General features: G+C 43.1%; 16 protein-coding genes. 13 read left to right on the forward strand and 3 right to left on the reverse strand.

What is annotated here, in order from left to right; genetic code table 11:
* Positions 1–9 precede the first annotated feature (9 nt).
* The 7 genes from CL667_04435 to CL667_04465 all read left to right on the forward strand — a co-directional run bounded on the left by CL667_04435 (position 10) and on the right by CL667_04465 (position 9,377).
* The gene (locus tag CL667_04435) at positions 10–1,419 is read left to right on the forward strand and encodes a RagB/SusD family nutrient uptake outer membrane protein (protein MAL16940.1); all 1,410 of its coding nucleotides are present in this window, start codon (positions 10–12) and stop codon (positions 1,417–1,419) included.
* Between the two features lie 82 nt (positions 1,420–1,501).
* On the forward strand, positions 1,502–2,713 hold the full coding sequence (locus CL667_04440) for an L-2-hydroxyglutarate oxidase (protein MAL16941.1): 1,212 nt from the start codon (positions 1,502–1,504) through the stop codon (positions 2,711–2,713).
* A gap of 551 nt (positions 2,714–3,264) precedes the next feature.
* The gene (locus CL667_04445; protein ID MAL16942.1) at positions 3,265–3,525 is read left to right on the forward strand and encodes a transcriptional regulator; all 261 of its coding nucleotides are present in this window, start codon (positions 3,265–3,267) and stop codon (positions 3,523–3,525) included.
* An 8-nt stretch (positions 3,526–3,533) separates the two neighbouring features.
* A complete protein-coding gene (locus CL667_04450) occupies positions 3,534–4,196 on the forward strand; it encodes a hypothetical protein (GenBank protein MAL16943.1) in 663 nt (220 codons plus the stop codon).
* Between the two features lie 2 nt (positions 4,197–4,198).
* Positions 4,199–5,575, forward strand: a complete 1,377-nt coding sequence (locus CL667_04455) for an alpha/beta hydrolase (GenBank protein MAL16944.1) — start codon at positions 4,199–4,201, stop codon at positions 5,573–5,575.
* Positions 5,576–5,762: 187 nt separating this feature from the next.
* The gene (locus CL667_04460; GenBank protein MAL16945.1) at positions 5,763–8,606 is read left to right on the forward strand and encodes an FAD-binding oxidoreductase; all 2,844 of its coding nucleotides are present in this window, start codon (positions 5,763–5,765) and stop codon (positions 8,604–8,606) included.
* Positions 8,607–8,717: 111 nt separating this feature from the next.
* A complete protein-coding gene (locus CL667_04465; GenBank protein ID MAL16946.1) occupies positions 8,718–9,377 on the forward strand; it encodes a hypothetical protein in 660 nt (219 codons plus the stop codon).
* Between the two features lie 67 nt (positions 9,378–9,444).
* Here CL667_04465 and recN read toward each other — a convergent pair whose 3' ends face one another.
* Together recN and CL667_04475 are read right to left on the reverse strand one after the other, a co-directional pair.
* Positions 9,445–11,151: a DNA repair protein RecN gene (recN, locus tag CL667_04470; protein ID MAL16947.1), complete on the reverse strand. Its 1,707-nt coding sequence runs from the start codon at positions 11,149–11,151 to the stop codon at positions 9,445–9,447.
* 73 nt (positions 11,152–11,224) lie between these two features.
* Positions 11,225–11,575, reverse strand: a complete 351-nt coding sequence (locus CL667_04475) for a four helix bundle protein (protein ID MAL16948.1) — start codon at positions 11,573–11,575, stop codon at positions 11,225–11,227.
* A 120-nt stretch (positions 11,576–11,695) separates the two neighbouring features.
* Between CL667_04475 and CL667_04480 the strand changes: the two genes are divergently transcribed.
* From CL667_04480 to CL667_04505, 6 genes are all read left to right on the forward strand, one after another.
* Positions 11,696–12,712 (forward strand): RNA pseudouridine synthase, encoded by a 1,017-nt coding sequence (locus CL667_04480; protein MAL16949.1) that lies wholly within the window; start codon positions 11,696–11,698, stop codon positions 12,710–12,712.
* An 18-nt stretch (positions 12,713–12,730) separates the two neighbouring features.
* Positions 12,731–13,801 carry a hemolysin gene (locus CL667_04485; protein ID MAL16950.1) on the forward strand — a complete coding sequence of 357 codons (1,071 nt, stop codon included), beginning with the start codon at positions 12,731–12,733 and terminating at the stop codon, positions 13,799–13,801.
* 131 nt (positions 13,802–13,932) lie between these two features.
* The gene (locus tag CL667_04490) at positions 13,933–15,057 is read left to right on the forward strand and encodes a hypothetical protein (GenBank protein ID MAL16951.1); all 1,125 of its coding nucleotides are present in this window, start codon (positions 13,933–13,935) and stop codon (positions 15,055–15,057) included.
* A 63-nt stretch (positions 15,058–15,120) separates the two neighbouring features.
* Positions 15,121–19,434 (forward strand): hypothetical protein, encoded by a 4,314-nt coding sequence (locus tag CL667_04495; GenBank protein ID MAL16952.1) that lies wholly within the window; start codon positions 15,121–15,123, stop codon positions 19,432–19,434.
* A gap of 42 nt (positions 19,435–19,476) precedes the next feature.
* Positions 19,477–20,097 (forward strand): hypothetical protein, encoded by a 621-nt coding sequence (locus CL667_04500; GenBank protein MAL16953.1) that lies wholly within the window; start codon positions 19,477–19,479, stop codon positions 20,095–20,097.
* Between the two features lie 15 nt (positions 20,098–20,112).
* The gene (locus tag CL667_04505) at positions 20,113–21,513 is read left to right on the forward strand and encodes a hypothetical protein (protein ID MAL16954.1); all 1,401 of its coding nucleotides are present in this window, start codon (positions 20,113–20,115) and stop codon (positions 21,511–21,513) included.
* A 138-nt stretch (positions 21,514–21,651) separates the two neighbouring features.
* On the opposite strand, the gene CL667_04510 is transcribed toward CL667_04505, so the two are convergent.
* A complete protein-coding gene (locus CL667_04510; protein MAL16955.1) occupies positions 21,652–23,013 on the reverse strand; it encodes a hypothetical protein in 1,362 nt (453 codons plus the stop codon).
* Between the last annotated feature and the right edge of the window lie 120 nt (positions 23,014–23,133).

The raw sequence follows: 23,133 nt of genomic DNA on the forward strand, positions 1-23,133 counted from the left end.
GAAATTATTATGAAACGATTAATAAAAACTACATTTATAGTAACAGGATTGATTTTTATGTCAATTTCCTGTGATCTGCTTGAAGTAGATGAGGTTGTTGACCCAAACAGCCCAAGTACAACCGGTGTTCTTAACAACGCAAGTCCTGGTGAATTACAAGATTTAGTAGTTGGCCTTGAATCAGTTCACCGAAACTATAATAATGGCACTGCTGATTGGTGGTCTTTAACAGGGACCATGAGTCGCGAGCTATATTACATCAACACTTCGGACCCAACATTTGCCATTGATTGGTTACAGCTACCAACCAGAAGTATTGATGCAGAACAAAATCCTAATTTCTTCGCTGATGCTAGTGGATATGAAGCTCCATATGGTGCAATACGACAAGCTAACCTTCTGATTGAGTCGATCAATAACACAAATAGTGTAACCGATACTCAGAAGAATGGATATCTTGGTTTTGCCAATACCATTAAAGGATATCAATTTCAGTTTCCTTTATTACATCAGTATCAAGGTGGAATCAGAGTTGATGTATCGTTTAGTGAACCATTAGAACCGGGGGCATTTCTTGGTTATGATGAAGCTCTTGGCGAAATCAGAACTATTCTTGATAATGGAGCAACTCAGCTTCAGAATGCTGGAAGCAGTTTCAATTTTGAACTGACAGATGGCTTTTCTGGCTTTAATACACCAGCTACAATGTTGGAAGTAAACCGTGCTATTGCAGCAAGGCTAGCCATTTATGATGGGGAGTGGCAAGATGCATTGGATGCTCTGGGTGATTCATTCCTAAATCTGAATGCATCTACAGAGGCTGACCTGATGGTAGGTCCTGCACATACCTTTGCTGGAGGAAATGATCAATTCAACCCATATTATTATGTACCTGATGCCGATCAAAACCTCTTGATGGTACCCAGCCCAACGCATATAAATGAAGCAGATGCAGGGGATTTAAGGATAGATCGTATGTTTGAGCAGCGAACAAACCCAGCTACTAGCGCAGATATCTCAGGCCTCACAGCAAATTACCAAATTGCTAAGTATGCTTCGGCAACATCTGATATGCCATTCATAAGAAATGAAGAACTCATTCTTATATATGCTGAAGCAAACGCTCGATTAGGTGGAGCAACAAATCTTGCTGATGCAGTAACTGCTTTAAATACTATCAGAACTATTTGGGGAGTTGGTGCCTATACAGGCCCTGTTGATGAAGACTCAATTATTGACGAAGTGTTGAAGCAACGTCGTTACTCTCTTTGGGGTGAAGGACACCGATGGGTAGATATGCGTCGCTATGACCGACTTGACGATATCGATACATCAATTGACGGTGGTAGTGTTCCTTCTCAAATTGGTCGTCCTCAGGGTGAATTAGATTGGGAAGACTTTGCTAATGGCAATAGTTAAAACCTAATCGGATAAAACTTAAAAGAGCCCTCAAAAATTTGAGGGCTCTTTTTTTATGTATAAATGATATCTTTGAGCCATGATGTACGATTTTACTATTGTTGGAGCTGGAATAGTAGGGCTCTCTACCGCTTATAAATTATCACTGAAATATCCTGATGCAAAAATCCTTGTTTTAGAAAAAGAGGATATTGTTGCCGCTCACCAAACAGGAAAAAATTCCGGAGTTATCCATTCCGGGATCTACTACAAACCGGGAAGCTATAAGGCTAAAAACTGTGTGGATGGCCGGCACCAGCTGGTTGAGTTTTGCAAAAAACATGACGTTGCCATTGAAGTATGTGGCAAGGTAATTGTGGCATCTGAAGAGAAAGAGATTCCCAAACTAAAAGAGATTTATGAACGGGGACTAAAAAATGAAATTGAAGGCATTGAGTTGATTGATGCCAAACGCCTTAATGAACTTGAACCTCACGTAAAAGGAGTAGCCGCCATCCATGTACCTTGCTCAGGTATTGTTGATTATGCCGGAATGTGCAGTGTATTGATGCGTCTACTTGAAGAAGGAAATGGAAAAGTTCAATTCAATAGTGCTGTTTCAAATATTTCGAATAAAGGAAATGAAGTTATAGTTGAAGCTGGGGGCGAGAAAATTAAAACACAATTCCTGGTGAATTGTGCGGGACTCTATTCCGATCACGTTGCCAAATTTGCGGGTGTTCATTCCCCGGTAAAAATTGTGCCTTTCAAAGGCGAATATTACGAGTTAAAACCTGAAGCTGAATACCTCGTCAAAGATTTAATATATCCATTGCCCAATCCTGAATTTCCATTTTTGGGAGTTCACTTTACCCGAATGGCTTTGGGAGGAATTGAATGCGGACCCAATGCCGTTTTTGCCTTCAAGCGAGAGGGCTATAACAAGCTGTCTTTCAACCTAAAAGATACTACAGAGACCTTTAATTTTCCGGGCTTCTGGAAAATGGCCAAAGAGCACTGGCGCATGGGACTGGATGAATACAAGCGCTCATTTTCTAAAAAAGCATTCGTTCAAGGATTACAGAAATTGATTCCTGAAGTTAAGGAAGAACACCTCAAAGTTTCTCCAGCCGGAATACGGGCAATGGCACTTCAACCCAATGGCGAGATCCTGGATGACTTCTACTTCGAAGTAGTAGATCGTCAAATTCATGTACTGAATGCACCAAGTCCCGCAGCTACCGCCGGACTTGCCATCGGCGATGAAATCGTTAAAAAAGTAGAAGCTAATTTCGCTGTAGGAGCTTTGGCTTGATTAAGGCCCAAGAACATTCGGGTCTATCTCTGAGTTATTTCTTTACGCCCAAAGTTAAAAACTAAGAAGGTTGCACAGCCCGGCAACTATTCCAAGCCCTATACTCCGACCTCTCTAAATCTCTCCTTCTCAAGGAGAGACTTGTCCGAACCTGTTAAAGGCATTTATGCCGGGTTAAAGCGTAGAAATCTTATCAACGCGTCCTTCTCCTTGTTGAAGGAAGCCTGTGCTGAACTTGATTCAGCAAAGACAGAAGAGGTCGAACGCTTGTTGAGTAAGTACCTTAACTAAAAAACTGTCATCGAATTATCTAACATGTATAATTCCGCACTTGACGCGGGATCTGAAAAAAGGCAACTACCTCGAATTAAGTCATCCCTGCGAAGGCAGGGATCTGGATGGTAGTATTAAAATCAGCTCTTGATAAAGGACTAACATCCAGATTTCAGGCATACGCCGCGAAATGAGATAATCCTATAAAACAGATTAGACCAAATTTTTGAACTACTCGAATTTTTAATTATTATTTAGATAGTTATCTAAATATCTAAATGAATACATTCTTTAAAGCACTTAATGATGCCACCCGGAGGGAAATCCTGGATATGCTGCAAGACAAAGATCTTTCAGCAGGGGAGATTGCCGAAGCGTTCGATATATCGAGACCTAGTATCTCTCATCACCTTGAAATATTGAAGCAAGCAGGACTGGTAGACACCGAGCGAAAAGGACAGTTCATTTATTATTCACTGAACACAACGGGCCTTGAAGATGTGACCCAGTGGTTGTTTAAACTCATGAACGACAAATAATTTCGACTATGAATATGCTGAAAGCGATGAAAAAAGAGTGGCCGATATTAATTCTTCTTTTGGCCCCATTTGTAGTCTCTCTTATTCTTTCGGATCGGGTGCCTGATACCGTTCCTACGCACTTTAATCTCCAGGGGGAGGCAGACGACTTCGGTCCCAAATGGATTATCCTGTATATGCTCCCAGCTTTGGGGTTAGTGATTTATTTGGGTTTGCTTTTCCTGCCCGGAATTGATCCGAAGAAGAGAATAGAAGAAACACAAAAACCCATAGCAGCTATCCGTTTGGTGCTAGCATTATTCATGGTAGGTTTGTATAGCATAATGATGCTCATCGTCACCGGTTCCGACATTGATATAAACTCGTATGTCTCTATTGCTGTTGGAATTTTGTTCATCGGCTTTGGGAATTATATGAACAGCGTGAAGCCCAATTATTTTATTGGGTTGAGAACCCCATGGACACTGGAAAGCCCAATTGTATGGAAGAAGACGCATCGCCTGGGAAGTAAAATCTGGATGGTGGGAGGGATCATCATTGTAGTCTCCAAGCTTGTTTTCTCAGAAGGAGTGAATGCCATTATCTTTGGGATATCTATAGCAATCATGGTGCTGGTGCCTCTTATCTATTCATATACCGAATTCAAAAAGTTAGAATCAAAGGGAGAGTAGAGATGAAAAAATTGATTTTGGTGGCCACATTAATCACCTGGAGTTCAGCACTTTTTGCTCAGCAAACGATTGAGGGTGAGTGGAAAGGAGCTATTAACATACAGGCACAACAACTGGTTGTGGAATTCGACATACAAAAAGAAGCGGGTGCTTTTTCAGGCACTCTCAATATTCCCCAGCAAGGAGCAATGGGGTTGAACCTAACTATAGTGGAACAGGATGGAGATTCAGTTCGATTCGCCTTTTTTACCGGTTCGGGTGATGGTGTTTTTGAAGGGACTTTTAGTTCTGATAGTTTAATTACAGGAACCTATTCTCAGGGCCCGGCTTCCTTTCCGTTTGAAATTAAAAAACAATTAACCAGCGATGAACCCGCACCGGGGCAGGGAACAGACTTAGTTATTCAAGGCGATGGAGTAGAGATAGGTGGCACTCTGGTCTATCCCGAGGGTGAAGGGCAAGCTCCATTGGTGATTCTGATTTCAGGAAGCGGTGCTCAAAACCGGGATTCCAATATTTTTGAGTTCAAGATATTTGCGGAAATGGCTGAGCATTTAAAGAACAACGGTATCGCCAGTTTTAGATATGATGATCGACAGATGGGGGAGTCTACCGGAAACTTTATGAATACCACGCTGGAGATGCTAGCCGGTGATGTGGAATCGATTATTGCTCATCTTAGTGAAATGAATGCCTACAATTTTGGCGAGATCGTTCTGCTGGGGCACAGTCAGGGCGGAGTAGTTGCCGGAAAAGTGGCGTCAGAAAATGAGTCGGTAGATCAGCTTATTTTGATGGCTTCAACAGGACTTCCACTCAAAGACATCCTTCGTTTTCAAGTGAAACAAGGTTTTGGGGAAGGGATTCACGATGAAGAAGATGTAGAAAAAGAAATTGATCTTCGGGAGGAGTTGATGGCAGCAATCCGGGATGAATCAGGCGTAGAGGAAGCAAAAAAGGCATATATGAATCACTATAAATCTATATTGGAGAAGCTTCCCGAAGAGCGCAAAACCGGAATTCCGGATGTGGATACTTTTGTTCAGCAACAGGTTCAACAACTGGTTACTTACTATGGCGCTCCGCAGACCAAGTCGTTGCTCTTTTATGATCCCGCTGAAGATCTTGTAGAATTAGATATCCCGGTGTTGGTCGTGTTTGGAGAAAAAGACACGCAGGTCACCGAAGAAATGAACCGAGCGCCAATTGAAGAAGCGTTAAAAACGGCCGGAATTAGCTATGAAGTGAAAGTCCTGCCGGAAGCCAACCACCTATTCCAAAAAGCAAACACCGGAATGGCTTCAGAATATGCCATGCTGGATAAAGAGTTTATAGATGGGTTTTTAGACATTATTTCTGGCTGGATTGCCGAGAACTAAGATCTACTCACCAAGAACCAAGAACCTCGTTACGGAGCTCTGCTCCGTAATGCTTGCCAGAGGCTCTGCCTCAAACACTGGTTTCGCAGCCGAGCGGCGGAACAAGAATTCCATTTAATCCACATTTATTATTGAAATTCATTGAAATTAACCTCAAACTCCTGTTCCCAAATACAGGAGTTTTTTGATTCAACGAGACCTACTTACCCGACAGCTTTATGCGCAGGATGCTTCGCTATATGAGGAGCTTCCAAAAGGTGTTTCTTTTCCTAAATCAGGGGAAGATATCCAGCGATTAGTTCGGGAAGCCAACGAGAAAAAGTTTAGCATTACCGCCCGAAGTGCAGGGACCAGTCTGGCCGGACAAACCACCGGCGGAGGGATAATTATGGATGTGTCTCGCCACATGAAAGACATCCTGAATTTAGATGCAGAAGCGAAAGTAGCTCATGTCCAACCGGGAGTAATCCGAGATACCTTAAATCGGGAATCCGCAAAGCATCAGCTCCTTTTTGGTCCTGATACAGCCACCACCAACCGCTGTATGATTGGAGGGATGGTCGGAAATAATTCCTCGGGATCTTTCTCCATCAAATACAAAACAACCCGGGAACACACGCTTGAAATCGAAGCTGTTTTGAGTGATGGATCCATCGCTCACTTCAAACCACTCACCCCGGAAGAGCTGGAAGCCAAGCAGAAGCTGGATAACTTAGAAGGGCACATCTATCGCTCTATGCTTAAGCTGATTGAGCGCAACCGGGAGCTGATTGAAAAGAGCTATCCGCATAAAGAAATTATTCGACGAAATACGGGATATGCTTTAGATAAACTTTGTGAAATGCAGCCCTTCAACCCCGAAGGAAGAAATTTCAATCTTTGTGAACTGCTTTGTGGAAGCGAGGGGACATTGGCGATGACAGTCTCGGCTAAGCTGGATTTGAGTCCGCTGGATAAGCATAAACTGGTTGTAGTCCCTCAGTTCGAAACGCTGGAAGAAGCCATGCGGGCAGCCGTGGATATTGTGAGTTTTGAACCGGCGGCGGTTGAGCTGGTGGATCATATCATCATGGATGCAACCAAAGGAAATATTGAGCAGCGTAAAAACAGATTCTTTTTAGAAGGTGAGCCACGATATATCCTGATCACCCAATTTGAAGGCAATGATTTAGATCAGCTTCACCAAAGAGCCAATCATTTAGCCGAAAAGCTGAAAGAAAAATCACTTGGCTATGCATACCCTATAATTGCCGAAGCGGATAAAATGAAGCGGGTCTGGGATCTTCGAAAAGCAGGACTTGGTTTGTTGATGGGACTTGGCGAGGACGGTCGTTCTCCTTCTTTTTGTGAAGACACGGCTGTCCGTGTGAAAGACCTGCCTGAATATGTCAATGAGTTCAACGCTATCCTCAAAAAGCACGATACACAATGTGTGTTCTATGCTCATGCTTCGGTGGGGGAATTACATCTTCGTCCGCAGATCGATCTCTTCAAAAAAGAAGGGTTGGAAAAGATGAAGGCGATGGCGGATGAAATAGCTGATCTGGTCAAAAAGTACAACGGATCGCTTTCCGGGGAACATGGTGATGGTCGGGTTCGGGCGCCCTACATAAAAAAGATTTTAGGGGAAGAAATGTTGCCGGTGCTTCAACAGGTGAAAGAAATTTGGGACCCTGAGTATATTTTCAATTCCGGTAAAATTGTCAAGCCCAAACCAGTAGATGCCGATCTCAGGTTTTCTCCATCTTATAAAAAGCCCAAACCTGATACAGTATTTTCCTGGAGAAAAGAAGGAGACTTTGGTTCAGCAATGGAATTGTGTAACGGAGCCGGAGTCTGCAGGAAGCTAGCTGAAAGCGGTGGCACGATGTGTCCTTCTTATATGGCAACTAGGGACGAAAAAGATTCCACCCGCGGACGAGCTAATGTTTTTCGACAGGTTTTTGCCGGGGAAGATCCTAAAGGATATGAATCCGAAGAACTCAAGGAAGCTCTCGATTTATGCCTCAGTTGTAAGGCCTGTAAAAGTGAATGTCCCGCCAATGTGGATATGGGCAAAATGAAGGCGGAGTTCACGAATGGCTGGCACAAGAAAAAGGGATCGACTATAAAAGAACGTTTCTTTGCTGATGCAGCCAAAGTATTCCCACTGGCATCTATCACCCCAAAAATAGCGAATGCGGTGGCAGCATCAGGAATTGGGAAGCAGTTATTGGAGAGAGTTTTTGGAATCGACTCCAGGCGGGATTTGCCCGAATTTGCTGATCAACCTTTCCGGCGCTGGTATAGTAAGCATCGCAGAAACGGCGCTCTTAAAAGTGACGAAAAGGTGGTCCTTTTTGTAGATGTATTTACCAACTATAATGATCCGGAGATTGGTAAATCGGCTGTGCACGTGCTGGAAAATATGGGCTATGAGGTCATCATACCAAAAGCCATGGAAACGGGGCGGCCACAACTTTCGAAAGGATTTTTAGAGGAAGCCAAAGAGATATGCCAAAGAGTGCTGAACGAGTTTGAGGAATATATTGAGGCTGGCATTCCTGTGGTAGGACTTGAGCCTTCTGAAATACTAACCGTTCGGGATGAATTTTTAGAGTTGTGTTCTGAAAAGGAACTTCCTCTAGCTCTAAAGCTGGCGAAACAATCGTTTTTGTTTGAAGAGTTTGTAGCGAATAATGCAGATCGCCTTTCACCCCAAAACATAAAACAGAATGTGACTTTACACGGACATTGCCATGCCAAAGCCTTAGTGGGAAATGATCCAACCGTAGCAGCTCTTGAGGCTTCAGGCTATGACGTAGAAGTACTGGAAACGGGATGCTGTGGAATGGCCGGCAGTTTTGGTTATGAGAAAGATCATTATGAGGTATCTCAGGAAATAGGAAACTTGGTGTTATTTCCATCACTCAAAGAGAGAGAAGAGACGCTGGTTTGTGCCCCGGGGTTTTCTTGCCGGCATCAGATTAAAGACGGGGTGAATATTAAATCTTACCATCCGGCGGAACTTATATATCGTAGCCTTTCTTAAAGAAGTAGATTTATTTGACGAAAATCTAATATTTAGCCTTGACTAAATAATTGTTTGATGTTAAATAAATTATTGTAATTTTAAGTCAACAATCCACTAAAAAGAGAGCTTATGAAACAGTTGATACCATTTTTGATTTTGATATTCTGCAGTACAAGCGCTGAGGTTTTTGCTCAGGTAGATTACGATGACGATATACAGCCTATATTTAATTCCCGCTGCACCAGCTGTCACGGTGGGCAAAGTGGGGTTACACTTACCAGTTATAATGCCACGATGGAAAGTATAGGTACTCAATACGATAAATTGATTGTGATACCCGGCCAACCAGATGCTAGTCCTTTGGTAGATAAGATAGAGCCAAATCCGGAGTTTGGGGTTAGAATGCCACAGGGTGGAGCTCTTTCAGCGGATCAAATCTCATTAATCCGTCAATGGATATCGGAAGGAGCGAACGAAGTAGCGACATCCGGCGAATTTGTAACGGATCTTCCAGAAGGGTTTAAGTTAAACAGTAATTATCCCAACCCTTTTAATCCCACTACAAATATATCCTTTGAGGTACCGGAAGCCATTTCGTACCAGGTGAAAGTCTATGGAGCACAAGGTGCATTGGTTGAAGAAATTGCAGGGAATGCTTCTGCCGGAAAATCTTCAATTAAGCTGGATTTCAGAAATCAGCCTTCCGGTATCTATTTCTATCAGGTGATTGCAATTACCAGTGGACAAAGATATCTGCTCGGTTCCGATAAAATGACTTTGGTCAAATAGAAGTTAGGGGCAAGGTGTTAGGTTTTAGGGTAAACTGAACTAAAACCTATCACCTTGAAACTATCACCTAATTCTTGAAAGTATTTCTTTCAATCAATTCCCGGGCGCTGGTAAGTGTTGACTCTGATATTTCAGCTCCGCTCATTAAGCTGGCGATTTCGTGGATATGCTCTTCATCAGAAAGTGGGATGATACGAGTAACCGTTCTTCCCCCTTCTTCGCCTTTGGCTACTTTGTAGTGTTTATGGGCCTGGCTGGCTATCTGTGGCTGATGAGTGATTGCTACAATCTGGCAATGTTCGGAAAGCTTACGCATGGAAGCTCCTACCTTTTCAGAGATCTCCCCGCTAATTCCGGTGTCAATTTCATCAAAAATCATAACTGGCAGACTTTGCTCTTTGGCCAGGATCGATTTGAGTGCTAACATCACCCGACTGATTTCACCACCGGAAGCAATTTTAGCCAACGGTTTTGGTTCTTCGCCTTTATTCGTGGAGATGAACATTCGCACATCATCGCAGCCATTTTCATGGCATTCAATTTGTTTTCCGTTTACTTCAATCAATCCATTGTTGGAAAGCAGCCAGTCTACACGCACATCAAGGTTTGCGTGGGGGATACCGACTTTCTCCAATTCCTGCTGAATTTTGATGCCTAACTTTTCCCCAATACTGATGCGTGTTTCATGAAGCAGAGTTGCTTTTTCTTTAAGCCTCTTGGCTTGCATCTGGATTTGATTCTCGAGCTTTTCAATTTCCAGATCAAAATTATCTGCTATGGAAAGTTCACGCTGAATTTCATGAAGATAACTGATGAGTTCAGGCAGGTCCCGCTGATATTTTTTCTGAAGTCGGTTTAGCTCAGACTGCCGCTGCCGCAGTTCTTCCAGCCTTTTTGGGTTGAACTCGATGCTGTTCCGATATCGCTCTGCAAAAGCAATGGCTTCATTGACACTGACCCGTGCTGCATTAATTTCTTCCAGATAGTTTTTAAACTCCGGCTCAATACGGGCTAGATCTTCCAGATTAAGTTTCAGGAAGTTTAGCAGCTGAATGATATTACCGTCATCGGAAGCTTCCATCTCTGAAATAGCTCCCGCTTTTTGATCCAATACTTCGGCATTATCCAGTAGATTCATTTCTGACTCCAGCTGCTCGAGATCAATTTCACCTAAACGTGCTTCTTCTAATTCCTGAACCTGAAAACGGTAGAGCTCTGTTTTTTCCTGAAGTTCGTTTTCTCTTTTTCGAAGTATTCGAAGCTCTTTCTGAAGCTCCGTCATTTTCTTGTACTCCGTTTTGTATTCTTTCATCACGGGATCTACCTCTCCAAAACCGTCAATAACTCCCAGATGATTTTCTTCCTTCAGCAATAGCTGATGATCATGTTGTCCATGAAGATCCACCAATAAATCACCGGCCGCCTTCAGTACGCTGATGTTCACAGGAGTATCGTTTATAAAGGCCCGGCTACCGGTGTTCCTGATTTCCCTTCTGAGAATTAAATACTCACTGAATTCTACTTCATTTTTTTCCAGCAGTGCTTTCAGCTCTGAATTTTCACCCACGCGGATAGTGGCTTCCGAAATAGCTTTGTCTCTGCCCTGGCGGATGACATCGGTATCAGCCCGTTCACCCAAAATCATATTCAACGCACCGATTATGATCGACTTTCCGGCACCCGTCTGCCCGGTGAGAATATTCAACCCCTCTTCAAAATCGACCTCAAGCTCATCGATTAGGGCGAAGTCTTTTATGTGCAAGCTTTTTATCATGGAAATTGGAGATTAAGAATTTGATCTGTAAAGGTTAGAATTTTAAATGTTAAATGCTAAGTGTTAAATGGCATCACGAGTGTTTTTGTGCAGTTTTAACAATAGCAGTCAGTATTCGGATTAACTCTGTAATGTCTTTTATATAATTTGAGTAATCTAACTCTACGATCTGGCTTCTGTCCAATAGTTTGAGCCAATATCTGGTCTCTCGTGCTTCCTTAGATGAAATTGACATCTTGTAAGCAAAATCTTTCTTTGTTGGCGCTGCAGATGCTTCCTCTACATTTGCACCAATGCTGGTTGCGGATCTGAGGAGCTGTTTAGAAATAACATACTCACGTTGGTCAACTAGTTTTTTATAAAGTTGAACAATAGAAAGAGCAAACTCAAAACTCTTATCAGAAACTACATTTTCGGATGCCATAGTTTTTAATTTAAAATTTAACACTTAGCATTTAACATTAAGTAAGAGCGAGTTCAAGCCAATTCCTTACAAAAATTCATTAGAGTAAAAAAGAAGGCTGAATCTCCGTACCTTTAGGCTATGGAAAAGAAAGCAGGCAAAGATCGGCAGAGTACGATTTACGAACATACCGTTCCAGACGGACAGCATACTGATATTCGATTAGATAAATATATAACCTCATTCGTGGAGAATGCATCCCGAACAAAAGTGCAGGAAGCGATTAGTGATGGCTATGTAAGCGTCAATGGAAATCAGGAAAAAAACTCATATATCATGCAGCCCGGTGATGAAATTTTCATCGAGCTCCCCAAGCCTCCCCCGCCAGAAGCGAAAGCTGAGAAAATGGACCTGAACATCGTGTATGAAGACGATGATATCATCATGGTGAATAAAGAAGCCGGGATGGTTGTGCATCCTGCATACGGAAACTGGTCAGGCACCATGGTGAATGGACTTATGTATCATGTTGATGAGTTAGCTGGCGATGAAGAAGACGAAAACCTGCGCCCCGGTATTGTACATCGCTTAGATAAAGACACCAGTGGATTATTAGTAGTTGCCAAAAACGATGAAACACTCGCCAAGCTAAGCGGACTTTTTCAAGAAAAGGATGTCGAAAGAACTTACTGGGCTATCGTTTGGGGAACACCGGATGAAGAGGGCACGATTGAAGGCGATATCGGTCGATCTAAAAGAGACCGAAAGCTGATGACGGTAAAACCTGAAGGTCAGGGGAAATCGGCTGTGACTCACTACAAAGTCCTTGAGTATTTTGATTATCTAAGTTTAGTTGAAGTGAAATTGGAAACGGGGCGGACGCATCAAATTAGAGTTCATTTCGCACACATTGGTCATCATGTATTTGGAGATCCAACCTATGGAGGGACATCGGTGAGATATGGCCCAAATACCGGTTCCCGTAAGTCGATGTTCCATAATCTGCTTACCGGATTAGACCGACAAGCCCTTCATGCCAAAACATTGGGATTTGAACATCCAACCACCGGAGAGATGGTGCAGTTTGATTCCGATTTACCTAAAGACTTCCAACACGTGTTAACGATGCTACAAGAAAATTGTAAGCAGGAATATTAGAAGGCCGGTTATTAAGATATGAGTTTACTGATTTTTTATTTGATACTGGCGATAGGAGTTTCCTTTCTATGTTCTATTCTCGAGGCGGTTCTGCTTTCCATAACGCCATCTTTTGTAGCTGTTCTGGAGCGCGAAGGATCTTCTGCAGGGAAACTGCTAAGAGAACTGAAGCAAGACATTGACCGACCTCTTTCGGCTATTCTGAGTTTAAATACCATTGCCCACACGGTAGGTGCGGCCGGAGTTGGAGCACAGGCTCAGGTAGTATTTGGAAACGCTTATGTAAGTGTGACGTCAGCTGTACTCACGTTGCTTATTTTGGTGATTTCGGAAATCATCCCCAAAACTCTCGGGGCTACCTACTGGAAACAGTTATCCGGATTTGCTGCCAAGACCACCAAAATTCTTATTTATGTAACGTGGCCACTGGTAATGCTTTCCAAAGGAATCACCAAGTGGCTGTCGAGTGAAGATAAGCAGCCAACGGTGAGCCGGGAAGAATTCAGCGCAATGGCAGAGTTGGGATTTGAAGAAGGTGTCTTTCAAGAAGGAGAATCCAATATTTTTAAAAACCTGATTCGTTTTAGTTCTCTTAGGGTGAAAGACATCATGACGCCGCGAATTGTAGTTGTGAAATTTCAGGAAGACCTGACGATCAAAGAAGTTCTTAATCAGAAAGAAGAACTCAGGGTTTCACGGATGCCGGTGTTTGGGGAAAATGAAGAAGACATTACCGGTTATGTGCTTAAGAATGACCTGTACTATAATCTCTCTGAAGGAAATGAGGCTAAAAAATTAGGAGAAATTAAACGTGAAGTACTGATTATTCCCGAAACTATTTCGCTCCGAACCCTTTTTGAGAGGCTACTGGAGAAGCAAGAACACATCGCAGTAGTTGTAGATGAATATGGTGGACTTTCCGGAGTGGTGACGATGGAAGATGTGGTGGAAACGCTGCTGGGAATGGAGATTGTAGATGAAATTGACGCTATCGAAGACATGCAAAAGCTGGCCCGCCAAAAATGGAGAGAGCGCGCTAAGCGGTTAGGGATCGTGATACCGGACAAGCTAAAGCAAAAAGAAGAATAAATTCTAAATAGCAGGGCAACGTAAAGGCCATTCACGCTTTTTAGAAAATACCCCGAATGGGGTATGCCATTTTCAAGTTCGTTGAAATATGTTAAGCATTGAATTACCCACAATACTTAACGTTTGGCAAAATGATACAAAAAATAGCTTTTGCTGCTGTTCTTGTAATGAGCAGCATTTCGACACTTTTCGCACAGCAAACACACATCGTTGATCTTTCGGGAACCGGCGATTTCACTTCTATTCATGCAGCTGTTGATGCTGCGTCTTCCGGGGATACCATCCGTGTTCAACCCGATCAATATGCTTTTACGGCAGACTTAGGAGCGATAGAGGTAGACAAGAAACTAGTTATCATTGGCTCCGGTTATATGCCTGTTGAGGATGGGGGCTCAGAGTTGATTGATATTACAGGTTCAGGTTTCTTTGACCTCACTGGTACTGCTGATGGTACAGTTATAAAGGGATTTAGAGTACAAGGGGCAGCTGGTTTCTTGGATACCGAAAGTGGCACAGCGAATGTAACCATTGAAGAAAATCTTTTTATTGAAGGGGTTTCCGTCTTGTACTTTCAGGGAACGGCTGACACGGTTAGAAGTAATATTTTTGCAGGTACTTCCTATTATTCAGTGAGGACTTCAAACTCTAATACTCAAATCACAAATAACCTGTTTACAGAGAATGCTATTCCTAACAGTAGCACAGGCTTAATATATGTGGCTAACGCAACAGGTGTGGTGATAGCTTATAACCTTTTTCTAAATACTGCTTCCACCACAAGCTTTACAAGACCAGACATAAACGTAATTTCCGGTTCACCTGAAGTGTACTCTAATGGGTTTGTGAATTCAACGTATACTATCAGGAATACAGGATCAGCTTTTATAACAAATAATGGTTTCTATAATTCTGGTTCAACAGGATTAAATGCTGTTGATGAGAATCCTGTTTTTGTGGAGTTCGATTCAGACAATCAGGAATTGACCCTAGAGGAGTTGGATGAGAATCAATATGATCTTTCTTTAGATACTGGTTCTAATTGGATTGATGCAGGTCGAACTGGAACCCCTTATTTAGATACCGACGGTTCCAGAAGTGACATTGGGATCTTTGCAGGTTCGAATCCCTTTGATGATGGCCGTGGGGCTCCTTCAGTTCCTGTAGTAATTCAATTTCAGGTATCACCAACTACGGTTTCACCTACGGGTACTATTACTATTCAAGCTACTGGCCGTATTGGCGCCGGGGATAATTAGTAGGAATTCTATTTCAGGATTCAACTAATAGTTACTAATTAAAACCGAATACGGGGTAGAATAGTGAGCGATTTTTATAACAAAGAAAGAAAAAGTAAGAAATGGGTTTTTCGGGGTATAATCTTTTTATGCCTCCTGTTTCTTGCCAATATTACAGCCACAGCTGAACAACAGCTGGTTGCTGCTGAATATTATGTGGATACGGACCCGGGAGTGGGAATGGGAACAGCCATCCCAAGTACAACCGATGGCACATTCGATGCTTCCACAGAAAGCGTGACGATAAACTTGTCAGGCGGGGCATATACTGAAGGGCAACATAAAATATATGTCCGATTTAAAGATACCGACGGGAATTGGGGACCGGCAAAAGGTCAGGTTTTTCAAATTCGACAAGATGCGGATTTTACCTATGCTCTTTCTAAGGGAGAATACTATATAGATACAGATCCCGGAGAAGGAAACGGTCAGCCGCTTACTGCGGAGGACGGAACCTTCGATGAAGCCCTTGAAACGGTAAATAATGAAATTTCGCTAACCGGGCTTTCGGATGGACCGCATAAAATATTCACTCGTTTTCAGGATAATACCGGGAATTGGGGAGCACCTAAGGGCTTTCAGTTTACCGTACAATCTTCCGAAGAAGAAGACCTGGTTATTCAATCCGCAGAGTATTTTATCAATACCGATCCGGGCGAAGGGTTAGGAACACCCATTGGTGCTCCAAAAGATGGGGCTTTTGATGAGCAGATTGAAGAGCTGGAAGCAAGTTTTAATGTATCTGGATTAGGGGTAGGTCGCCATTATGCTTATTTCCGTGTAAGAGCTTCCAACGGCAGATGGGGACCGGCTCGGGGAGTTCCGTTTCAAGTCGAAAATATCGTTTATATAGATCAGGCTGAATACTTTTTTGATAGTGATCCGGGCGAAGGTGCAGGGACTCCAATCACGGTAGCAAAAGATGGGAATTTCGATTCTGATTCTGAAGAAATTGATTTAGACATCGACATGTCTGACACCGGATTAGATGTTGGACTTCATACCATGTATTTGCGATTCAAAAATTCGAAAGGAGAGTGGAGTCAGACATCTTCACAACAGATTACAGTTCAGACTCGCCCCGCTATTACACTTTCAACGGATACTCTTCTATTCAGTGAACCAGTAGTTGTGGGTGACAGTTTAACCCAAACATTTACGGTTGGTAACGACGGTGATGCGGCTTTGAATATCACCAACATCACTTCTTCGACAGCGGACTTTAGCGTGAACCAAACCACGGGGTCGATTGCCGCCAACTCAAGTGATGAACTCACTTTTACCGTGACTTACAAACCTACCTCAGCCGGAGATAAAAATGCGGTACTGACCATTGCCAATAACGATCAGAATAAAACCATCCGCCTGTTAGGATCGGCCCTTGCCAAAGAGCCCGTCATGGTGCTTTCAACAACCAGCTTAGACTATGGCACGGTGTTAGTCGGAGATAGTGTATCCAGCTATGTCGCAGTTTATAACACCGGATATGACACGCTCGATCTTTCTAATATTTCTGTAAACTCAGGGGAATTTAAAGTTACGACCCCAAATAGAAGGTTACGCCCGCAATCCTCTTTAACCGATAGCTTGGTTATTAATGTGGCACTAGTCCCGGAATCTGAAGGGAATAAAACGGCGACTCTTTCTCTTGGAGGAAATGTGACGACGCAGACGGTAAGTTTAGCAGGAACCGCACAACTGAATCCTCAACCTACTATTGCTTTAAATTCGGATAGTCTTTCATTTGGAGCGGTTGAAATAGGCAGAGACTCTATGCGAACCCTTCAAGTTCGAAACCTTGGAACCAATACGTTGACTCTATCTTCAATCAGCGTTTCGGGAAGTGCTTTTTCTGCCGGTATCTCTGCTCCACAAGATATAGAAAGGGGCAGTCCGCTGAACATACCGATATCCTTTTCTCCTAGCACGGCCTCTGGTTTTTCCGGAAGTGTCACCATCGCGAGTAACGATGCCGCCAATAGTACAGTTGAGGTAGTCTTTACAGGGGAAGGAACAACGGGACCTCCTACAAAAATACTCTCAGTAAACCCTGAGTCTTTAGATTTTGGACAAGTAACTTTTGCTGATACTGCAAAACAAGTTATCACTTTATTGAACGAGGGGAATGCCACTTTAAAGGTAACCGTGATTGCTTCTGACGTGAGTGACTTCTTTGTTGTTGGCGGCCCAACCCCTAATGCTCCGTTATTTATTCCGGCTGAATCGTCAGCTGATGTTGAAGTGTCTTTTGCTCCTTCGGCCGGCGCCGACCAAACCTTTACCGGGGAGTTATCCATTAGCAGTGATCGTACAGATTCAGATGAGCCTGAAGTAGTAGCAATGACCGGTGTCGGTGTGGATCAACCCACTCCAAACATCCAGTTAAGCACGCGAACACTTGCCTTTGGAGAGCTTCGAACTGGCAATTCATCTTCACTGTCATTCAGCCTGACCAATGGAGGAAATGCCACTCTTGATATTTCAAACGTTTCCATCAATAACAATGCATTTAGTTTAACATCACCATCATCGGTTTCAATTAGCTTGGCTCCTCGGGAAAGTCAGGATTTTACGGTTGACTTCAGCCCGAACGAAGTTCAGGTATTTGAAGCAGAATTGGTTATCAGCAGCAATATAAATCCGGTTTCTTTAGACTTGACTGGAGAAGGGGTTACACTTTCCACTGGGGTTGATTCAGTTGAAGTCCGCTCAAATACCGACCCGGTTGTAACCGGACAAGCGGTGCCGATAACTATTAGTCCAACAGGCTTGGGAAGTAATGGTTCTGCTCATATCTACTATAAAGCCGGAGGTGGTGGCGAAGTAAGTAGTTATACAAGAGTAGCCATGCAGGTAAATAGCTCTGGGATTTATTCAACTTCCATTCCTTCAAACTTATCTTCAGAAAAAGGGATTTCTTATTGGTTTGAAGTGAGTGACGGGATAGAATCTGTGACTTCGCCAACCACAAACCCACATTTAAACCCATACAGTGTCATGGTTGAGATTCCTGATGGATTGGTTAAAAATTCGCCCCAACCTGCAGGATCGGGACAGAATTTCTATCGCCTGATATCTGTTCCGTTGACGCTTACAGCCGGAAGCATTGATACCGTACTCAAGAACTTTGGTCCGGCTGATGATACCAGCTGGCGACTTTTCAGGTGGCAGTCGGGCAGTTATATAGAGCACTCGGCAAGTAGTTTTGAGTCTTTTGCTCCGGGACGTGGTTATTGGTTTATAACTACAACGGCAGCTTCTATTCAAACCGGAGGAGGGACAAGTGCTCGCACTGATGAACCTTTCAGTGTATTCTTGCAGCCGGGCTGGAATATGATCGGCTCACCATTCACCTACAATACCAGCTGGGATAATGCAGAAATTCCGGACGGCGTAGAAAATTTGTGGGCTTATGATGGAAACGGATTCACAAACAGCACAACCTTAGCTCCATGGGAAGGATACTTCGTTAACAATACAACGAATAATCCTGTTGAGCTGAAGTTAAGTGCGGTGGAATCCAGTGCGGCTAAGAGGAAACAAAAGCTGTACGCCGGCCATGCTTTAGGGTTTGATGCCGAAGCAGGATGGTCAATACAGATTAGCGCAGAATCGGGGATAGTAAAAGATGGCTATAACTTTGCGGGAGTACTTCCTGAGGCTCTTGATGGTAGTGACGAGTTGGATCGCAGTGACGCTCCAAAACAACCCGGACAGTATCTGCAAGTTGCTTTTATAGGAGAAGATCAGCAAAAAAGAGCAGTGGATATGCGTCAGCCAACAAGCAGTGGCCACTACTGGGATTTTGAAGTAAATACAAATACGAGCGCTTCAAATATCACGCTGGATTTATCAGTAATTGGCGAGATTCCTTCCGGATTCAATATGCAGCTTATTGATAAAGATCAGAAAACGCTCTGGAATCTTGAGAATGAAGAGGATATGAAGCGATCTATACGTTCGGCTATGGGAGATTCACTAAGCAGGTCATTCCGGCTGGTTGTTGGTACAGAAGCATTCCTGAGCGTCAACAATCTTGGGATAAGTGAAACACCGGAATCGTTTGTGCTGAAGCATAACTATCCAAACCCATTCAACCCTTCAACAACTATTGTGTTTGGGTTACCGGAAGCCTCAGATGTTACGCTCGAAATCTATAATTCCATCGGTCGCAAAGTGGCTACCGTCATCAACAAGCGTATGGATGCGGGATATCACAATTTCATTTGGGATGCCTCCAGTGTAGCAAGTGGCGTGTATTTTTATAGGATGACAGCACAGGCAGGCAGTGGTAAATCAACGTTTACCAAAATTCAGAAAATGACGCTGATCAAATAGTCACCTACTAGCAAAATTTTTAATTCAGAACACCTTAGAGTTATGAATCCATTCAAGACCACATTCAACAAAACACTTTTAGTAACTTTATTCTTTGCCGTGATTAGCAGTTCACTTTTGATAGCTCAGGAAAGGGTAGCTGTATTTGATTTCCGGGTTACTTCGGGGATGTCAGATAATGTAGCGGTCACGCTGACCAACAAATTCAGAAATGAAATGGCTAAGACCGGAAATTATATAATGGTTGAGCGATCTGCGATGGAACAGGTGCTTTCTGAGCAGCGCTTCAGTGCATCTGATTTAGCTGACCAAGACAAGGCAGTACAGTTAGGGCGTTTACTTTCAGCTTCCAAAGTAGTAGTAGCCGATATCGGGAAAATTGGAAATACCTACTCGACCTTCGTGCGACTGATTGATGTGCAAACTGCTTCCATCGAAAATTCAGAATCGTTAGAATATGAAGGAGAACAGTCCGGTTTGCTGAAAGAATATGAAATTCTCGCTCAGAAATTAGCCGGAACCTATGTAGAAAAGAAAAAAAGAGGCTGGCTATATGCAACCGGGGTAGCAGTACTTGGAGGGGCTGCGGCCGGGTTCTTGCTGCTTTCAAATGGCGGGGGCAGTGGCAGTTTGCCGGGCCCACCGAGTCCACCCTCAAATTAAACCTCAGGAAGGACAATGAATAAAATCAGGGGGAAGGTGCGGGTAAAGAAAACAAATCAAAGGTATTTGTATGTGGTATTGTGGGTAACAATAGCGTTTGGATCACTCCAAACGACGAACGCACAGCAAAAACCGGATTGGCTTCTTAATTATCCGTCCGACCCCCTATTTTATTATGGTGTTGGCGGGATTGAAAAAGCTGATGGTGATACCGAATTTCAATCAAAAGCACGTGAAATCGCACTCGGAGAGCTAATATCTCAAATTGAAGTGAATGTTGCCAGTACCACCAATACATCCGAAATGGAAGTGAATGGGGAATATGGAAATTCATTTTCTCAACTGATTCAGCTGCAGGCACAAAAGACGATAGAGGATTTCGAGGTGGTCGATTCTTGGCAGAACGAGAAAGAATTCTGGATTATGATTCGTCTTTCAAAACAGAAGTATTTACAAAGGCTGCGGGAGAAAATGATGCTTGCCAGTTCCCAGGCAGTTACCGCACTAAGGGACGGAAATGCAGCTTTCGACGAGAAAAATTACAGTACCGCCTTATCATCTTATGTGAGAGCAGTAGCTGATATCAGTCCATATCTGGATCAGCTTCCGGATGCTGTTTTTGAAGATGAATCAATCAACCTTTTTTCAACCCTTAGGTCGAGGATTCAAAACAGCATAGATAAACTAGAGGTTTCTTCAAGTGAAGGTCCTGAGGATGTCCGAATTGGGAAAGCCGCGGATCAGCCTTTTTCTGTGAAAGTGGTAAATGAATCTGGGAGCCCGGTAAATGGAATTCCATTCAAATTTCATTTCACAAGAGGAGAAGGAGAACTGGAGAGATCTTCCAATACCAACCAAAATGGTGAAGCCCGTTCTCAACTTTCTAAACTTACTGGAGATGACAAACTACAGATTGTTATGGCAGAACTGAATTTGATCAGCTTCCTTCCTGAAGAAAACAAGAATGAGTTTATGCAAAACTTGTTGGGTAGCTTCAGCGGACTTTCTGCCCGATTTATTATCAGAGCAAGCGGGGTGCCGGTTTACCTTGAATATTCAGAAACCTTCTTAGGTGAACAAAAATCGACTAATTATATCCAGCCTGTTCTTACACAGCTATTCAACGAAGAGAGCTATGTTTTTACGGATGAACTGAATGATGCTGAACTTTACATAGAACTGGAAACATCGGCCCGGGAAGGCAGCGAGACGTATGGTCTGTACTCTGCTTTTGTGGAGTATAAAATTACAGCCACCAGCCTAATATCGGGTGAAGAAGTAGCTACTTATTCCGTTGTAGACATAAAAGGAATCAGCGATAGCTATGAAAAAGCAGCAGCCAAAGCCTATGAAGTGGGAGTCGATTCTCTGAAAGCAAACCTCAGAACTAAACTTATTTCACAAATAGAGAAGTAGGGTCTTGCCCGGTGTTTGTCATTTCGCGGCGAATGCCCGAAATCTGGTTGTTATATACAGCAACATAATGCGATTTTAAGATCCAGATCCCTGCCTGCGCAGGGATGACTACTGAGATAGTAAATTCATTTGTACTGTTTAAAACAACTTCTTATGAATCTTCTGGGCCGTTTCAATCAGTTTTTCATTCTCTAATACCACATTCAGGATTCTCTTTTCCTTGCTGAATGAAATGAGATCAACTGGAATCTCGCCAATTGAATTGAATATTTGCTCTGTAAGTTTTTCTGCGGAATGAATGGAGCAGCCTATAAGCGTGAGCAACCCTTTATTACGTTCAAGAGATACAGTCCCAATCTCGATAAATTCTTTAGAAAGTTTGTCGAGTAACTCAGAATCAGACAGTGCAATAGTTACGGAAGCTTCCGTAGTGTTTACAGCATCTACAGCGAGGCGATGTTTTTCTAAAACAGAAAACACCTTAGTCAGAAATGAGTAGCCCATAACCGTTTCATAAGCACTAATGGTTAGGGTTGCCATGTCTGATTTAAAAGACATCGCCAGCACATCGTGATCATGCTTTGCTTCACGTACAATCTTGGTTCCTGCTTCATCCGGCTTAAACATATTCTTAACAAATACAGGTATGTTTCTTTCCTGTGCAGGTTTTAAGGTAGAAGGGTGAAGGACTTTGGCACCAAAGTAAGCCATTTCCGTAGCATCAAAATAACTCATCACAGCGAGCGGTTTTGCTTCAGGGATGAACCGTGGGTCGCTGGTGTAAACTCCGCTTACATCCGTCCATATTTCGATTGTTTCTGCATGAACGGCACCTCCAATCAAACTCGCCGTATAATCAGAACCTTCAAATCCAAGCGTTGTAATGGTCTTCTCATTTGATTCCCCATAAAACCCACCGATGATGGGAATAAACCCGCTTTCAATAACCGTCTCAAGAGATCCGCAACGTTGGTTGATTTGCATCATATTCGGATTTGCACGCCCATATTCTGTATCGGTCTTTATAAGCTTTCGGGCTTCAATATGCTGGGTCATCATATCAAGAGCCAAGCCACACTGCGCCAAAAGGTATGATGAAATCTGCTCTCCCATGGCAGAGATAGCGTCTTTCATTTGCGGTGAAAGAGTTCCCTGCCGTTCCGTATAGGTAAGCAGCTTATTTAGCTTACTGATTTTAGCGGCTGTGTTTTTAGTACAGCTTTCTTTGATCAGCTTATTCTTGGCATGGGGATTTTCTTCGAGGAAATCAGAAACGACCTTGCTATGCCGGTCCTGAATAGCTTTGGAAACTTCTATAGCTTCATCGAGTTTTCCTTCAGCAGCTAAATTGCCGGCTTCAACCAGCTGTCGTGTTGTTCGTGCAGTTGCTGAAACTACCACTACAGGGAATTCATAGTTATCGATGATCTCCAATACCTGTTTCCAGGTTTGATGATCGGCCATGGAGGTGCCGCCGAATTTAAGTACGTTAATTTGCATAAAATAGCTTCTTAAAAATGAGTGTAGAAAATAAGGGGAATCTTATCCTATTCCATGCCAAATCCTGAATTAAGTTCCGGGAGTTGAGCCACTAAATCTCTAAAGCGCGAAATGAGATAA

Source organism: Balneola sp. (genome assembly GCA_002694685.1).
Classification (GTDB): domain Bacteria; phylum Bacteroidota; class Rhodothermia; order Balneolales; family Balneolaceae; genus Gracilimonas.

What these genes read in the sequence shown, in the direction of transcription:
- CL667_04435 (MAL16940.1), top strand. Translation starts at nt 10, where the DNA reads ATGAAACGATTAATAAAAACTACATTTATAGTAACAGGATTGATTTTT.
- CL667_04440 (MAL16941.1), top strand. Translation starts at nt 1,502, where the DNA reads ATGTACGATTTTACTATTGTTGGAGCTGGAATAGTAGGGCTCTCTACC.
- CL667_04445 (MAL16942.1), top strand. Translation starts at nt 3,265, where the DNA reads ATGAATACATTCTTTAAAGCACTTAATGATGCCACCCGGAGGGAAATC.
- CL667_04450 (MAL16943.1), top strand. Translation starts at nt 3,534, where the DNA reads ATGAATATGCTGAAAGCGATGAAAAAAGAGTGGCCGATATTAATTCTT.
- CL667_04455 (MAL16944.1), top strand. Translation starts at nt 4,199, where the DNA reads ATGAAAAAATTGATTTTGGTGGCCACATTAATCACCTGGAGTTCAGCA.
- CL667_04465 (MAL16946.1), top strand. Translation starts at nt 8,718, where the DNA reads ATGAAACAGTTGATACCATTTTTGATTTTGATATTCTGCAGTACAAGC.
- recN (MAL16947.1), bottom strand. Translation starts at nt 11,151, where the DNA reads ATGATAAAAAGCTTGCACATAAAAGACTTCGCCCTAATCGATGAGCTT.
- CL667_04475 (MAL16948.1), bottom strand. Translation starts at nt 11,575, where the DNA reads ATGGCATCCGAAAATGTAGTTTCTGATAAGAGTTTTGAGTTTGCTCTT.
- CL667_04480 (MAL16949.1), top strand. Translation starts at nt 11,696, where the DNA reads ATGGAAAAGAAAGCAGGCAAAGATCGGCAGAGTACGATTTACGAACAT.
- CL667_04485 (MAL16950.1), top strand. Translation starts at nt 12,731, where the DNA reads ATGAGTTTACTGATTTTTTATTTGATACTGGCGATAGGAGTTTCCTTT.
- CL667_04490 (MAL16951.1), top strand. Translation starts at nt 13,933, where the DNA reads ATGATACAAAAAATAGCTTTTGCTGCTGTTCTTGTAATGAGCAGCATT.
- CL667_04500 (MAL16953.1), top strand. Translation starts at nt 19,477, where the DNA reads ATGAATCCATTCAAGACCACATTCAACAAAACACTTTTAGTAACTTTA.
- CL667_04505 (MAL16954.1), top strand. Translation starts at nt 20,113, where the DNA reads ATGAATAAAATCAGGGGGAAGGTGCGGGTAAAGAAAACAAATCAAAGG.
- CL667_04510 (MAL16955.1), bottom strand. Translation starts at nt 23,013, where the DNA reads ATGCAAATTAACGTACTTAAATTCGGCGGCACCTCCATGGCCGATCAT.